Here is a 15,461-nt window from a genome sequence, read left to right as displayed (position 1 = left end):
GGAATATATGAATAACATGCTAACATGCTATATAGCCTAACTGACATGTTAGTTTGTCTCGGGAAAATATTAACATGTTAGTTGCTCAGGCGTCAATACAATTCTGCGCTGTGGATTTCACTGTATTTCGAGTCAGTCGCGGGATAACAATGGGAGCCTTTCAGCAAGAACAGAGAAAGCCCCCACGGCATGGCCGCAGGGGCTGGGTGCTGCTTATTAAGTTTAAATGTTCGGAAGAAGTACAGCAATGAACAGCAAGCCCGGCATTAAGGTAGCAGGAAACCCTTTGAAGCCCGCTCTATTCTTCAGGGCCGCAATAATTACCATATTCAGCAGCTGACCTGCCAGGACAGGCAAGACTGCAAAGAGCGGTCCTGCTCTATTGACGGATTGCAGGGAAACTATAGTCAGCAGGGAATAAAAAGTCAGATCTCCTGTACCGATGACCGGAATGAGCCCCCGCCTCCCGGGAACCGGAAGGCAGACCGATAGACGGGCGGCTGTATTCGTATGCTCCATTAACCGGGCGTTGAGCGTGAAACGTCCTCTTTTGGTGAAGCTGAACACATCCATGATCACCATTCCGAAGGCAGCGCCAATCACCGTACTCTCCGAGACGAATACGTAGGCTGACAGCAGATACGCCAGCAGAACTGCACAGATGATGTTCAAGCCATTATGCAAATAGATAACATTCCGGCTGACAGCATGCTTCCAGACCCAACAATTAAGCGCTAAGGCTGCTGCAAATCCTGCAACAGCCACCTGCTCTGAACATCCGCGAACGGCAGCTGCCAGCAGTACGATGAGGCCAGTAAGCAGGAAAATATAGGTCAGCTCCCAATGCATCCTGTTCTTAACGGGCGCATCCATCAGAAATCCCTCCAGTCAAATATAGAACATCGTCTTACTCTTCCACTAGTCCGGTTACATCTGCTTACTGTACTTACGGATGTAGAACAGCTGCAGGAAACAGCCGAGAACATATAGTCCGATGGTCGACAGCACTACCCACAGAGCGGTCCCGCCGAATATAAACAGAAACGACAGCGCAATCATAACCACAATCATTACATCGAAGGCTTTGGCCTTCGCTTTCATCCGGATGGCCGTGTGGCGTTCGTCGCGCAGTTCAATGACAGCCTGCTTCCTTAGCTTAGGGTGTTTGGCATAATAACACTGAATGATAAGCTGGGCGGCACTCATACTGAACAGCCCCGAGCCTATACCAAGACCTAACCCGGCTAGTCTCTCAGTACTTTCATTCATCGTCAGAAGCCCGGCAGCAGCCAGAATCCCCCCAAGCAGCAGCAGAAAAGAAAACAGCCAGATCTTCTTGTTCATCTTCATTCGGATTCCTCCTCATAGATAAAAATATCCTCAATGGCCAGTTTGAAATAGCGGGCGATTTTGAAGGCTAGAATGATGGACGGGTTATACCTCCCGTTCTCAAGCGAACCGATGGTCTGTCTGGAGACCTCGAGCGCCTCGGCCAGCTCTTCTTGTTTAATTCCCCGCTCCTTCCGAAGCTGTTCCAGCCTGTTATCCATACCTTCACCTCGCATATGTAAAGTTAACTTTCCATAATAATATCACTCACTCTCTGTTATGTAAAGCGTACTTTCCATCACTCTGTGTTTACTCACACAAAAAGAAAAGCATAAAATCACCCTAACGGGTAATTATGCCGGAGTTTTATTTGCTGTAGCAAATGGAGTCGGTATTGATGAAGTAGATGATTCGCAGAATATTTCGAGCACGCTGAGCGATCTATTCGGCAAACAGCCGGTATTCAAATGGTAATTGGATTATCCGGCCAACATGAGATAGAACTATGGGAAATGTTGAATTTGAAGGGCAGCGTCATTGCATTGGGGGGGAGCCTCTCGGATGAGGGGGGAGCTTTCGGGAATGGCATAAGTATCATTGGCCCAAGGGATGAGCAACGGCCTCAACTATCTGCCCACAAAAAAACAGGTTCTAACCCGGCTATACAAAGCCGATTCAGAACCTGTATTTGATAAATATGATGCGGTCAAGAGGACTCGAACCTCCACGATATTGCTATCACTGGCACCTGAAGCCAGCGCGTCTGCCAATTCCGCCATGACCGCATATTCGGTTGACTTGCTTACGCAGTCACAAGATAGATCTTATCATGCTGGGATTTCAGAGTCAACCTTTTTATATTTTTTTAATTTTGTTTATTTCCAATAATTTTCAAGATGAATATTGCATTTACTTACCCAAAAGATGTATAATGAGAACAAAGGTTCGCATACTATAAATGAGGTGATTTATATGGCGACTACCAAGAGAAACACCCTAATCACACCAACACTTCCTGAAGATATAACCAAAGACGAATTGTCCCTTGTCAGAAGCTATCTGCTGCTAACGTTTATCCATAAAGTGTTTGAGCGCGATTGCCGAGTTATTGGTAAGAGCGGTCTCTTCAAGAATCCACAGCTCTACATGGAGCTGGTCTCCAGCGCCACGAAGAAGACTTCGCTGATGCTGCAGGAGGTTACCCGTGAGCTTACGTCGCATCAGCTGAAGATCAATACCATCCGCCAGGATCAGCGCGGAGTTACGGCCGAGTATACCTGCCGGGGATACTCCGGGGATATCCATATCCTATGGCCCGGCTTCCGCAACGAGATGATGCTGCGCATGCGCGCTTATCTCGGGCTGGGTGCCGAGCTTGCCTCCGTTCTTCCCCGTGAAGAACGTGTCGAGCAGATGGCCTTATCTTTCTAGGCCGTTACTGGTTAATCCACAAAGAGCCTCGTCCTATTTACTGGACGAGGCTCTTTGTGTACCTACACTTCCTAGAGGTTCCATATAGTTTGAATTTCAACAAAAGCGGAACCATTCCATTCCTCATACCTGTCCCGTTGTCCGCAGAGCGAGCCTGAGATTGTTAAATTAACACTACATAGGCATAATTGTTGTACGTATTGCAACTTTGATTCCTCGATACTTGGGCATTCGGACAGATTGTTGTATGAAATACAATAATTCCTCCACCAAACCGCTAGAACAAAGAGAGATGTTGCCTTTTATACACCAACTTCGGATTAGGGCCGAATTCCGGAGGAAAATGTTGTATCCTGTGCAGGATTTAATAAGAAATGTGATAAAAGTTCAATCTGTATCGGGCGCGGCGCTCCCCTACTTAATGACCTTTTCAATTTCCTTCATCTCTGCATCCGGGAACAGCTTCGCCACATGCTCAGCAATCCGTGACTTCGATTCCGCGGGCTTATCAGCGTAACGCGAGGTAACCCATTCTTCCCCGTATACATGCTCACTCATCGCATACCGCCCGACTCCCCAGCCGTACGGACGCCCCTCTTTATCCTGCTTGTATTCAAATCTGCTGGCTGTAATATAGGTCTGCATCTGCAGATGCGTCATTGCGGTGTCGAAGCCCTTAGCCCCGTTTTTCCCGAAGCCGGCCAGCTGCTTAAGCTCATTGGAGAGTAGTCCCTCACTGTGTTCCATTAGCACATCCATAATTTGTTTGCTGGGCATGGAGGCTAGTCCATCATCATATCTGGCGTCGAAGTCGTATCCGTCCCGGCGGTAATTGGCGAAGTCAGGGTACCATGCTTTGCTGATAAACCCGGCTTTTTTGTTAAAAAGCTTCGCATAAGCGATCTCGCCCCCTGCGGCAACTTCCTCACGCCACTCCCACGGCCCCTCCACATCCTTCACGAACCAGTAGCCCGCAGGCGTGCATTCCTGCAGGGAGAAACCATCAATCTCACAGCGGAATAAAGGAAGGAAACCTATCTCACGCACCAGACCGGCTAACTCCCGCGCATTCTTAATTACTGGCAGCTTCATGCCTGCCCTCCCGGACTATAAGTCCAGCCTTCGTCCCCGTGATAGATCATCAGCTTGGACATTCCGCCATCGATCTTTATATTCTCCCCGGTGATGAACCCTGCAGCATCACTGCACAGGAAAAGCACCATAGCCGCGATATCCGGCGGTGTGCCTACCCGTCCAGCCGGATGCTGCAGCAGGTCCGGCTCCGAATGAACCGGGTCCGCTGCTTCTCCCGTACCCTGATAGGCAGTGGTATCAATCCAACCGGGGCTGATCGCATTCACCCGCACTTTACCGGCCAGACTTACACTAAGGCCGTGGGTCAACGCACCAATGCCGCCTTTGGCGGCAGTATAGCTCTCCGTATCCGGCTGGGACATTCGCTCCCGGCTTGAAGAGATATTCACGATGGACGCTCCCGGAGCGAAATATTCCTTAAGCCGCAGTGTCAAATAATATGGCGCAGTTACCCCGATCCGCTGCACATATTCGAAATCCTCGTAGCTGCACTCCGACAGCAGGCCTTTTTTGCTAATGCAGGCATTGTTAATCAGGTAATCCACATGTCCGAATTTGCTGATAACCTGTGCGGTGAAATCCTCAATGACCGAACGCTCCGCAATATCTCCCGGATAGAACAACAGCCGCTCCGCTCCATACTGCTCCTCCAGCCAGCGTCCGGCCGCAAGATCGGTATCTATGCAGGCAACCACCGCTCCCGCCTTCAGCAGCTCCTCCGTTAGACAGCGTCCAATTCCGTTAGCGCCGCCGGTGATGACAGAGATTTTATTCTGATGGTTCATATGCTCCTCCTCAGGCAGTTCAATATAAGGGTCCCGCATAATCAGCAAAAGTACGCTCTGGAGCGCACTCTGCTGATTGTAAAGCTGTAATTAATAAAGGGCATTCAGCGTATTCCGTTTGCTGTTTATAAGGTATCTGCTTCCGGTCTCGGCTCGCTGAACGGCTGATACAGATAGTTCCGGTCCAGCTTCACTACCCGCTTATTCGGACGCCGGATCATTACCTGGGACTCATCCCAGGCCAGCACAATCCCCTTCACATCATTGCTCTCCAGTCCATCGCGCACCACACGTATCTTTTCACCGGAAATCCGGTAGGCATCGAGCTGTTCATCACTAATCATAATTGTTCTACTCCCCTCTCTATCCTTAGCTTGTCCAATATTTGCCTAAATCGAATCATGAAAAAGACCCAAATGATAAATCATCCGGGTCTAGTTATGAACTAAGTAAGTCTGTATGTCTTATGAAGTTCTTATATCAGCGCTTCATTCTTCTCAAACCAGAAGTCAAGAACTTTAGCGGACATCACCCGTTGTTCCAGATATTCTACCTGATGATCCGTGAATTTCTGTCTCCAGTTGAAGGACAGCTCTTCACATAAACTTGTGATTGTCAGAAGCTCCGACCAAGCTACGTAGCGTTTGTACCAGAAAAACTGAGGATGTTCGATCATATAGGGGTACAAATCGTCGAACTCCGTGTGTTTGCAATCCAGCGCACGTTCGAAGTGATCCTTAGCCTCGGTTAGTTTATCAATAAAAAATTGCTCTGTCACCGGTTCTTTCCCCATTGTGACGCCTCCTCTCTCATGTCTAATTTTTATTATAAAGGAAAACTTATAGGGTGAAAAGCAGTTGTTTCAAAAATAGGCTATGTTCCTGTATTTGTCACTTAAATCCTACCCGAAAGTAATCGTTCCCTCACTAAGAGAGGTAATATCGACAAGCGACTCCAGACGAATACCCTGTTCCCGGATTGTACGGGCGCCAGCCTGGAAGCTTTTCTCGACCACTACGCCCAGACCCACAAGCTCGGCGCCGGAACGCTGGATGATCTTGATCAGGCCGCGCGCGGCGTCTCCGTTGGCGATGATATCGTCGATAAAGAGGATTTTGTCATGCTCCGAGATGTATTGGCGGGACAGCATGATATCCGTGACGATCCCTTTGGTAAAAGACGGCACCCGTTCGCATAGGGCATCGGGATCAGCGAGCAGCGTTTTTTTGCGCCGGGCAAAGACCAGTGGCACCTTCATCTCATAAGCGGTGGCAAATGCCACGGCAATACCCGAAGACTCCACGGTAACTACGCGTGTCACTCCAGCCTCAGCAAATCTGCGGGCAAACTCCCGTCCCATTTCCATCGTCAGCATCGGATCAACCTGGTGGTTAAGCAGACCGTCCAGCTTCAGCACCTGATCCGAAATGACGACCCCTTCCTCCAAAATCCGCTGTTTCAATAATTCCATGACTTTGAACCTCCATTACCTTTATAATTCCAGACGTTCCACTGTAATAACAGCTTATTCACTAGGCGGAAGTCATGTCCTTCTGTTCCTCATCATAACCTGTACTATGCGGACTGCACAAGGCAATCCTGCCCGCACCGCTATTTAAATCTTCGCAGCATTCAGAGGAGGAGAACCATGAAGTCCCGAGTCCGCACATTGCAGATCGCTTTTACCTATATTGGCACCATTGTGGGTGCCGGCTTCGCCACCGGCCAGGAGATTCTCCGTTTCTTCACAAGATACGGCCACTGGGCCTTGCTGACCATCCTGTTCTCCACCGCGATATTTATTTGGCTTGGCACCAAAATGATGATTATCGCCCGGCGGATTGAGGCAGACTCCTATGAAGATTTCAACCGCCATCTGTTTGGAGAAAAGGTCGGCTCCAGCATCAGCCTGTTCACCATGATTATTCTGATTGGCGTGAACAGCATTATGCTGGCGGGTGCCGGGGCTATTTTTAAGGAGCATCTCGGAATGCCCTATCAGGCGGGGCTGCTGCTCACGATTCTCGGGTCCTATCTGCTGCTGAAGCGGGGCATTTCCGGAATCCTGCAAATCAATAGCCTGGTGGTTCCTTTGATGCTTACTCTGTCGCTAATTATTGTATTTAATACGCTGGGTGTTCCCGGTGCAGACCGATTCCTGTTCCTGCCGACAGACCATAGCTTCTTCAGTGCCTGGATGTCTCCGCTCCTGTATACCGCCTTTAACCTAGGCATGGCCCAGGCCGTGCTTGTTCCGCTGGCCCGGCATACCGAGGACGAGCAGGCGCTTGTACGCGGAGGGATTCTGGGCGGAGCCGGAATCGGGTTCATGCTTCTGGCAGCCCACTTTGCCATGAGTTCACAAATGCCGGGAATTCTGCAGTTCGAGATCCCGATGGGCAGCATCGCCTTCCGGCTGGGTCCCATCGTGCAGACGATTTTTCTGCTGCTGATCTTCATGGAAATCTTCAGTACCTTCGTCGCTGACATCTACGGGGTTAGCGTTCAACTGCAGCAGCGCCTGCCGGTCGCTCCAGCCCTGGTAACCCCGCTGCTTATGCTGGTCTGTTATGTGTTCAGCCAATTCGGCTTCAGTTCCCTGCTCAGGGTATTCTACCCGATCTTCGGCGCCCTGTGCCTGGTGTGGGCGGTCATGCTGATGCGTGCTCCCATGTCACAGCCGCCGCGGCCAAGCGGTCCGCCTGCCTCTGGAACCGGAGGTAAGGGCATCACCATTGTGGCGGTTAAGCCGGTGATCCGGACTACACGGAAATAACCGCAGCAGCAGGTATGATCCCCGCCACCGCTTCGGCCACATGCCGGTGGCAGGTCATCATCACAATCTGCCGGGATACCGACAATTCGCCCAGTAATCCGAGAGCCGCATGTAAGCGGTGTTCATCGAAATTGACAAACAAATCGTCGAAGAACAGCGGCAGGTTCACCTGACTGCTCATGGTCTCCGAAAGGGCCAGCCGGATCGCCAGATACAGCTGTTCCGCCGTCCCCCGGCTAAGCAGTCCGCTGTCCATCAGCCCGGCATCCTTATGCTCCGCTTTCAGCTCCTTGTGCCCCAGAGTCATTACGATCCGGCGGTACTCCCCATGCGTCAGCTTAGAGAAATATACAGAGGCAAGCTGCAGCACCTGCGGCTGCTTCTCCTGTTCATAGATCCGCCGCGTCCGTCCCATAAGCTCGGCCGCCAGCGCCGTTACCGCATATTGCCCGGCCAGATTATGCAGCGCCGCCCGCTGTTCTTCCAGCTGCTGAAGCGCCGAGTCCTCCATGCACCGCCCCCTCAGGTCCTCCCGTTCCTGCAGCAGCTTGCCGCGCTGCTGGAGCAGGGAACTGCGTTCTTCCTCCAGGCTCAACACCGCTTCTTCCGCCGCCATACGTTCCTGTTCAAGCACCCGGGCATCCCGATGCTCCAGCAGCAAGAGCAGTTCTGCCTTGCCTTCCTGCTCCCATCCGCCAAACATAGCCAGCTCCCACTGCCGTACCGACCGCGTCAGCTCACTATGCCTCATCCAGGCCGATGAACGGCGCAGGAATTGTTCGCCGTTCTCAGCGCCGCCTTCCTGAAGGAGCCTGCTGCTCCGCCCGTTCAGCTCCTTCTGCTCTCTCCGGTTCGCAGCCAGTTCCTCATGAACTTGGGTAAGCCGCGCCTCTATACTCTCCCTGCGCAGCAGCTCTGTCTTCAGCGCCTCCCATTCCCGCTTCCGCAGCTCCAGCCAGGTTAGCAGTGAAAGAGAGTCCGGTGAAGCTTGAGTTGAAGCCCGGGCTCCGGCAGGAGGTTCAGCTTGGGGCTCCGGCTGCGGGCCTGATTGTGAGTTGGGATGTACTGGAGAGCTCAAAGTAACAGAGGAGTGATCCCTGCGGGCCTCGGCAGCAGCCTCAGTATCTCTAAGCAGAATCATCCCTTCCTGCTCATAAGCAGCGCACTCTGACTCCAGTCCGCTGAGCCGGAGGGATAATTTGCCCTGCTGGCGCAGCAGTTCATTGCCTTGCTCCGCCAGGGCGAAGATATCCGGCAGGCCGTCCGGTGAGAGCCCTTCCGGCAGCCCCCGCTGGCGCAGCCATTCTTCATAACGAGCGGCCAGCTCCGTGAAGCTGGCTTCGGCATGGTCCAGCTCCTCTGCCAGTACCCGCTCCTGTCCGGCCAGCACCGCGAGCTCCGTGCGGCAGGCCTCGACTTCAGCGGTCTGCCGTTCGACGCGCTGGCGCCAGGCGTTCCACGCCTCCATCAGGCGGCGCAGCTCCTTCATCCCGGCCTCCAGCCCGCCGGCATCTTGTATGCCGCTCTCCGGCTTCGCCCCGGAGAGCAAAAGCCCGCGCAGCCGCAGCATCTCCGCTGCGGCCTTGCCTGCCTCCCCGCCGCCCGGCGCAGGCGGCGGATTAACGGCCGCCGCTGCGCGCAGGGCGGCCCACAGCCCCAGGTCCGCTGCGGCCAGCAGGCCGAGCGCGGACCATGCGCTGACCGGCGGCGCGCCGGTCAAGAGCAGCGCAGGCGGCAGCAGCAGCGTAAGCGCTGCGCCCGCCTGCAGGAGGCGCCGGTAGCGCTGCGCCCGGCGCCCGTTCCCGCCGGGGCGGCTGTCCCCGGCGGCAGTGCCTCTGCGGCGCGGGACCTCCGCGCCGCCTGCAGAGCCGCCGAGCAGCGCTTCGCGCCAGCGCTCGGCGGCCTGCTGCAGCTCGTCCCACAGCTGCAGCAGTTCACGCGGGCTGCGCTTCGCAATGCCCGCGAAGTCCGCTGCGCCGCTTGCGTACCCCTGCGCAAGCTGACGCTCGGCCGCCTGCAGCGCAGCGCCGGCGGCGGCCGTTCTGGCGCGGAGGCTCAGCAGCTCCGCGCCCCTGGTCTCCATTTGCCGGTCGTACCCGGCAAAGGACGCAGCGTAGCGCCGCGCGGCTTCCCGGTCCGCCGCGCTGGCTGCGAAGCCCCCCAGCTCAGCGGCGCTCCAGCCCGCGCCAATGCTGCGCAGGGTACGCTGGAGCTGTTCGCCCAGCGCGGCAAGCTCGCCCGTCAGCCGCTGCCGCTCCGTGCGCTTGTCCTCATAGCTGCCCCGTCTGCGGTCCAGCGCTTCGAGAGCCGGCCCCTGCTGCTCCAGCAGGGGATCAGGCGGCTTCGCGGCAAGCTCAGCCGCAAGGTCTGCCTTCAGCCGTTCCAGGCGGAACGCCGCACCCTCCAATCCCCGCTGATCGCCCTCCAGTGACTTCCAGCGGTCCACCCCAGCTTCAGGGAACGCATCAATCTGCGGAAGCTCTGCCAGCTCAAGACGGGCTTCAGACCATTTCAGCCACAGCTCGCGGATCTCCTGTGCCTTCCGCAGCTTAAGCAGCCGGTCTGCCGCGGTTTCCCGGCTATCTTTCATCTGTAACAGCTTCTGCTCTACCGCTTCCAGAGCCAGCGTATTCTCATTATATCTGGGCAGATAGGAGCGGCTCTCCGCTACCTCCCGTTCCAGCTTCTCAATAGACTGCAGAATCTTGGCGGCATCCTGCACCTTGCCCCGTGGCTTGTAGAGCTTCTCGGCATCCTGGACCAGGCGTTTCTCCGCCCGCATAATCTCGCCGCCGCCGCCCATCCCGGCATGGAACAGGTAGCTGCTCATCTCACCGGACTGCAGCGCGCCAAGCTCCTGCAGCTCGTCCAGCGAGACGGCGAACAGCTGGCGGAACATACTCCGCGAGATGCCGCCCAGCAGGCGGCGCTCCAGCTCAGCCTGCTGCAGCTCCTCAGTGGTTCCATCCGGATGGCTAAGTGTAATCTGCAGCTTCTCGCCTCTTCCCGGTCCTTCACCGCCGGAAGCAAACCGCCGGATCGTCCAGAGGGCGCCTGTGTCGTCACGCGCATTCAGCACCCCGCCATGTATTCCGCCTTGCAGCGGCTCATACCGCTCGGCAGGATACGCCCGGCCGGGGATGCCGTACAGCATCGCGCGGATAAACTGCAGGGTAGTGCTTTTGCCGGCTTCATTACGCCCGAAGAGCACAGTGACCCCCTCATTCAGCTTCATCTCCCGCCGGGCCAGACGGCCATAGCCGTCAATCCGCAAAGACTCAATTTTCATTCAGCATCCCCCCCGCTCTCGCCATACAGTCAGGTCCGCCGCTTCCCCGTCACTGCCCTCTTCCTCCGGCATCGCCTTACTCACCGCTGATCCGCCGGCTCCGTCTCTTTCCAAGGACCCGCTGGCCCGGGCAGACAGAAGCTCTTCTCCTGCCGCAGGACCCTGCGGTACACCGGCTTGCTCCTCCACTCCGCTGAGCAGCACAGTGCCCAGCTCCGCAGCCCTGCTTAGCCAGTCCCGCTTCTCTTCGCTCCCTGTGGACATGAGCAGCTTGCGCAGCTCCTGATTCTCCATTAGCGGCCTTAGCGCAGTGGAGATCAGCTCCTCCAGCTCCTGGTCGTTCCCGCCGCTCCGTCCGGCAAGCCGCAGCATTTCGCCGAGGAAGCTGTCCTCCAGCAGCAGACGGCCCCGGTCAATCGCCAGTCCCGTTTCCATAGCGAAGCCTTCGGTCCATACGAGACCTGCATACTCCTTACGTTCCGCACGGACTGTTTCCCTCCGCTGCAGCTCAGCGAGCAGATCCTCCGCAGCCCCCTTCTCCGTCAGCACCTTATGTATAGCACCCCGCCCGGTCAGACGGAACCTTACGACAGACATCAGCTGCGGTGTTTCTTCCCGGATGTCTTCAACCGCATTCTCAACGGCTCGCGTTAACGAAGCCTCATCCGCCAGACCCTCCACCGGGATCTCACGGACCTGCCAGCGCACACTGTCCAGTTCATGGAAGGTCAGTGACGCAGCACCTTCTGCATCCACCTGGACGGTGTAGCAGCCTTTAGGGCCGGTTTCCTTGATGCTCCGTCCCTGAATATTTCCCGGATAGACAATGGGCGGACGATCATGCAGAATACTGCGTTTATGAATATGCCCCAGCGCCCAATAGTCGTAGCCTCTCCCGATCAGATCCTTGCGGCTGCAGGGAGAGTACGTCTCATGCTGGAGATCCCCGTCCACATTGCCGTGCAGCAGCGCAATGTGGAACAGGTTGCTGCCCGGTTGACGGTTAAACCGCAGCGCCGTATTCTCAGTCACTTTGGCAGTCGGATAGGAGATCCCGCTGATCACGGCTACCTCCCTGCCGTCCTCTCTGCGGCGGGCGATGGCCTGTTCCGGTTCGCTGCCGCCGAACACTGTAACGTGATCAGGAGGTGCCGCTGCAAGACGCGGCCCGTCCAGCGGATCATGATTTCCGTGAATCAGGAACACCTGAATCCCGTGCTGCCCGAGTTCCTCCAGGGCTTCCCGGAACCGGAGCTGACCCTGGAGAGAGGCATCGGAGACATCATAGACATCCCCGCTGATGACTACGAAATCTACCCTTTGCTCTATAGCTACGCCAACAAGCCGCCCGAGGGCGGCGAAGGTGGACTCCCGGAGATAGGAGCGTATAGCCTGCGGCAGATGGGACAGCCCTGCAAACCGGCTGTCCAGGTGCAGATCCGCAGCATGCAGGAATCGAAAAGGAATCATACCCTCACCCCTTCATTCCCGGCTGATACTGCAGGTATGTCTTCTTCAGTTCATTGGCTACCCGGGTCAGGGAATAGAGGCTCTTGGCCTTATCCCAGGCCGAACGGGACAGCTCATAACGGTAGCCGGGATCACTGATCACTTTCTCAAGGGCATCCGCCAGTCCCAGCTCATCATCCGGATTCACCAGCAGCCCGTTGACGCCATCTTCAATCTGCTCGGGAATCCCGCCGACATTCGTCCCGACAAGTGCGAGGCAGCTGAGTGCAGCTTCCGCAAAGACTGACCCGAACGCTTCCGCCCGCGAAGGGAGGACAAAAATATCAAAGAACGGCATGAATTCCTCCGGATGCAGCGTATAGCCGTAAAAGATCGTTTCATTATAAATTCCCAGATCCTGCGCCAGCTGCTCCAGCTCCGCCCGGCTCGGTCCATCCCCGATAATATGCAGCACATATTCATGGCCCCGCTTTTTGAGCTCGGCACAAGCCTTGAACAGTGTATCTATTCCTTTGGCCGGTACCAGACGGGTAACAGTGACCAGCTGCGGAATATCATTGTCATGGGGCACAGGCTTGAATCTCTTCTCGTCGAATCCGTTCGGAATGACGCCGATGCTGCCGGGCTGATCTATATAAGGAGTTAAATATTCGGCAAAAGCGCGCGAAACCGTCATCAGCCTGTCGCTGACATGCTCCAGCTCCCGGTAAATCGAGACCAGAAACTGATGCTCCAGGCCGCCCTCCTGGATGGCTCCGTTCAGAATCAGCTCGCGCTCATAGCTGGAGTGCAGCGTTTGAATTAAAGGAATTTCCGGATATATTCTTTTCATCGCCAGCCCGGCAATCGGGTGATGGGCATGGATCAGATCATAGCTTTTGCTCATCCGCAGCTTCGTCCACCAAATATAATCGCGGTAGGTTTGGATATATTTTTGCACAACCGGACTTTCGCCATATTGCGTCCAGTCAAAGGTTTCAAAAACAATTTCTTCGCGTCCCTTGCCCCGGATCCGTTTGGGCAGCCAGAACAAATCCATCTCCCAGCGGCTGGAACGGAAGCGTTCCTGCAGATAAGGGATCATAGAAGATACACCACCGGGCTGCTCCGGCGGGAAGAATAGCGCTTGCAGCAAGTTCATAAGGTACATCTCCCTTTACAATTGCCCTGATTACGGTGAGACCCGGCAATTATGATATAGTTGTGTATATGTAGAAGTACAATTACAGGTACGCTAAAGTCCATACTTTGATTTTATCGGTATCTACCTGAAACAGCAACTAAGATGACAGCTTTACTTATCTTGGATTTTGACTAGAGGAGAATGAAGTATGAATGAAGAACGGCTGCCTGCCGCTTACACCGCTGACATTAGAGAGATGCTGGGGGATACGGCAGACGCTTTTCTGGAGAGCTATCAGGCACGGCGGACTCAAGGTCTGCGGTTCAATGGTTTAAAAAGCATTTCAGATCCGGGCCGCGCCGCAGCGGAGCAAGCAATATCCCAATTTAGTCTGTCGCCGGTACCTTGGTGTCCGGCAGGATTTTATTATGAAGAGCCTGCACGGCCGGGGAGACATCCTTATCATACCGCCGGACTATATTATATTCAGGAGCCCTCGGCAATGTCCGCAGCTGAGCTGCTTGGACCTCTTCCCGGGGAGACTGTGCTCGATCTTGCTGCCGCTCCCGGCGGCAAAACCACCCATATTGCCGCGCTGATGCAGGAACAAGGCTTGCTGATATCCAATGAAATACATCCGGAGCGGGCCAAAATACTCGCAGAAAATGTAGAGCGGCTTGGGATAGGGAGCGTGCTTGTCACCTCGGCAACCCCGGGGGAACTCTCCAAGCGGTTCCCTGAAGTCTTTGACCGGATTATGCTTGATGCGCCTTGCTCGGGTGAAGGAATGTTCCGCAAAGATCCTGCTGCCGTAAGCGAATGGTCACCGAAGCATGTGGAGATGTGTGTTGCCAGACAGTGGGATATATTGCAGGATGCCTACCTCATGCTGAAGCCGGGCGGCAGTATGGCTTACTCGACCTGCACCTTTAACCGCAAAGAAAACGAAGAGACGATCGAACACTTCATACAGAGCTATCCCGATATGGAGCTGATCGTTACGAAACGGCTGTGGCCTCATTTGGAAAAAGGCGAAGGGCATTTCGTAGCCCTGCTTCGCAAGGCAGTTGTAGAGCAAGATACCGAAGCCTCACAGCGCCAAGGCCGCAGCAAACGCGGAGACCGCGGCAAGAACAGTCCGAAAGTAAACGCCTCGCTCCGGGATGCCTATCAGCAGTTTATGAGCTGGTCGTCGGTAGAACTGCCCGGGTTTGCCGGGAGCGGCGTACCGCTTCTCTTCGGTGATTCCCTGTATCTGCTGCCCGAAGCATTCAATGACCGGCTGCACACCGGCCTGCTCGACGGCCTTAAGGTTCCGCGTGCCGGACTGCATATTGCCCACTTGAAGAAAAACCGGATTGAACCCGCCCACGCTCTGGCCATGGCGCTGAGACCGGATCAGGCGGCGCGGAGCTATGATATGCCATCCGCCGGGCCGGAAATTCAGGCCTGGCTGCGCGGGGAGAGTCTGCCCGTTCCGGCCAGCCTGCATGGCTGGACGCTGGTCAGCGTGGATGGCTTGTCTGTAGGCTGGGGCAAAGCCAGCTCCGGCCAGCTGAAGAATCACCTGCCCAAGGGCCTGCGGATTCTGAAAGCCCATGTTGATGAGGTTTAGGCTGCTGACCAGTTCAGGAAGCCTCCTCACGCATATGATGTCATTATCCCATGGAGCTCCGCTGAACTACTAACGCGGCAATGGGAACAGACATGAGTCAAGGGAGGAATCAGACATGGGTGCAGTTCCAGGCTTCACATCGACCGGTGCGATTTTGGTGCTCTTCATATTGCTCGTTATCATTTCCCGTTCGTTGTTTGTCTAATTCCGCTTTAGCAGCATAGCGTATAGACACAAGCGGCCCGGCCGTTCCTTTCAGGAGCGGCAAGGCTGCTTTTTTGCGTTTTTTATTTGCGCTTTTTATATACTTTTTTCTTATTATCCGAACGGAACTCCACAAAAAAAGCACAGCACAGAGCCCCCAAGGCACTGAACCATGCTTTATGTAAGTCTTCGTCTTCTGCAAGCTTCACTGATCCTGAATGCTGTGAAGCAGCCCGGGCTGTGGGAATAGTTGGATTTTCAACACTTAATCATTCTGTCTCTGCTGCTTTGCCAATAATAAGTGGATTTCCGTCACTAATTTCGCCCAGATTCCCGATTTTCTA

General features: G+C 54.9%; 15 protein-coding genes and 1 tRNA gene. 4 read left to right on the top strand and 12 right to left on the bottom strand.

Annotation, left to right across the window (positions count from 1 at the left end):
• Positions 1 to 222: 222 nt before the first annotated feature.
• From R50912_RS12055 to R50912_RS12040, 4 genes are all read right to left on the bottom strand, one after another.
• Positions 223 to 873 (bottom strand): hypothetical protein, encoded by a 651-nt coding sequence (locus R50912_RS12055; RefSeq protein WP_042235077.1) that lies wholly within the window; start codon positions 871 to 873, stop codon positions 223 to 225.
• 54 nt (positions 874 to 927) lie between these two features.
• Entirely contained in the window at positions 928 to 1,350 is a 423-nt protein-coding gene (locus R50912_RS33250) for a hypothetical protein (RefSeq protein ID WP_052416239.1), read from the bottom strand.
• The gene (locus R50912_RS12045) at positions 1,347 to 1,550 is read right to left on the bottom strand and encodes a helix-turn-helix transcriptional regulator (protein ID WP_042135783.1); all 204 of its coding nucleotides are present in this window, start codon (positions 1,548 to 1,550) and stop codon (positions 1,347 to 1,349) included. The genes R50912_RS33250 and R50912_RS12045 overlap by 4 nt, the downstream gene beginning before the upstream one ends.
• Positions 1,551 to 2,030: 480 nt before the next feature.
• A tRNA-Leu gene (locus tag R50912_RS12040) sits at positions 2,031 to 2,114 on the bottom strand.
• Positions 2,115 to 2,301: 187 nt separating this feature from the next.
• Here R50912_RS12040 and R50912_RS12035 point away from each other — a divergent pair.
• The gene (locus R50912_RS12035) at positions 2,302 to 2,760 is read left to right on the top strand and encodes a YhjD family protein (RefSeq protein ID WP_042235075.1); all 459 of its coding nucleotides are present in this window, start codon (positions 2,302 to 2,304) and stop codon (positions 2,758 to 2,760) included.
• Positions 2,761 to 3,174: 414 nt separating this feature from the next.
• On the opposite strand, the gene R50912_RS12030 is transcribed toward R50912_RS12035, so the two are convergent.
• From R50912_RS12030 to R50912_RS12010, 5 genes are all read right to left on the bottom strand, one after another.
• Positions 3,175 to 3,852, bottom strand: coding sequence for an AlkZ-related protein (locus R50912_RS12030; RefSeq protein WP_042235072.1), 678 nt, complete (start codon positions 3,850 to 3,852; stop codon positions 3,175 to 3,177).
• On the bottom strand, positions 3,849 to 4,640 hold the full coding sequence (locus R50912_RS12025) for an SDR family oxidoreductase (protein ID WP_042242178.1): 792 nt from the start codon (positions 4,638 to 4,640) through the stop codon (positions 3,849 to 3,851). The genes R50912_RS12030 and R50912_RS12025 overlap by 4 nt, the downstream gene beginning before the upstream one ends.
• A gap of 125 nt (positions 4,641 to 4,765) precedes the next feature.
• A complete protein-coding gene (locus R50912_RS12020) occupies positions 4,766 to 4,984 on the bottom strand; it encodes a hypothetical protein (protein WP_042135771.1) in 219 nt (72 codons plus the stop codon).
• 131 nt (positions 4,985 to 5,115) lie between these two features.
• Positions 5,116 to 5,433 (bottom strand): hypothetical protein, encoded by a 318-nt coding sequence (locus tag R50912_RS12015; protein ID WP_039309077.1) that lies wholly within the window; start codon positions 5,431 to 5,433, stop codon positions 5,116 to 5,118.
• Between the two features lie 108 nt (positions 5,434 to 5,541).
• On the bottom strand, positions 5,542 to 6,111 hold the full coding sequence (locus R50912_RS12010) for a xanthine phosphoribosyltransferase (protein WP_042235070.1): 570 nt from the start codon (positions 6,109 to 6,111) through the stop codon (positions 5,542 to 5,544).
• Positions 6,112 to 6,288: 177 nt separating this feature from the next.
• Between R50912_RS12010 and R50912_RS12005 the strand changes: the two genes are divergently transcribed.
• Complete coding sequence (locus R50912_RS12005; protein WP_042235068.1) at positions 6,289 to 7,416, top strand: YkvI family membrane protein; 1,128 nt, start codon at positions 6,289 to 6,291, stop codon at positions 7,414 to 7,416.
• Here R50912_RS12005 and R50912_RS12000 read toward each other — a convergent pair.
• The 3 genes from R50912_RS12000 to R50912_RS11990 are packed head-to-tail and all read right to left on the bottom strand — an operon-like array spanning position 7,403 to position 13,316.
• Positions 7,403 to 10,705, bottom strand: coding sequence for an AAA family ATPase (locus R50912_RS12000; protein ID WP_042235067.1), 3,303 nt, complete (start codon positions 10,703 to 10,705; stop codon positions 7,403 to 7,405). The two genes, R50912_RS12005 and R50912_RS12000, sit on opposite strands and share 14 nt — an antisense overlap.
• Positions 10,706 to 12,175 (bottom strand): metallophosphoesterase family protein, encoded by a 1,470-nt coding sequence (locus tag R50912_RS11995; protein WP_081956469.1) that lies wholly within the window; start codon positions 12,173 to 12,175, stop codon positions 10,706 to 10,708.
• 4 nt (positions 12,176 to 12,179) lie between these two features.
• Positions 12,180 to 13,316: a glycosyltransferase family 4 protein gene (locus R50912_RS11990; RefSeq protein WP_042135763.1), complete on the bottom strand. Its 1,137-nt coding sequence runs from the start codon at positions 13,314 to 13,316 to the stop codon at positions 12,180 to 12,182.
• 190 nt (positions 13,317 to 13,506) lie between these two features.
• Here R50912_RS11990 and R50912_RS11985 point away from each other — a divergent pair, with 190 nt between their 5' ends.
• Both R50912_RS11985 and R50912_RS35575 read left to right on the top strand, forming a co-directional pair.
• Positions 13,507 to 14,913, top strand: a complete 1,407-nt coding sequence (locus R50912_RS11985; protein WP_042235064.1) for an RsmF rRNA methyltransferase first C-terminal domain-containing protein — start codon at positions 13,507 to 13,509, stop codon at positions 14,911 to 14,913.
• Positions 14,914 to 15,028: 115 nt separating this feature from the next.
• Positions 15,029 to 15,118, top strand: a complete 90-nt coding sequence (locus R50912_RS35575; protein ID WP_197073075.1) for a sporulation protein YjcZ — start codon at positions 15,029 to 15,031, stop codon at positions 15,116 to 15,118.
• The last annotated feature ends 343 nt before the right edge of the window (positions 15,119 to 15,461 follow it).

The organism is Paenibacillus sp. FSL R5-0912, assembly GCF_000758605.1.
Lineage (GTDB): Bacteria > Bacillota > Bacilli > Paenibacillales > Paenibacillaceae > Paenibacillus_AQ.
Note: the sequence above shows the minus strand (reverse complement) of the source record. Positions and strands in the feature narration are given on the sequence as shown.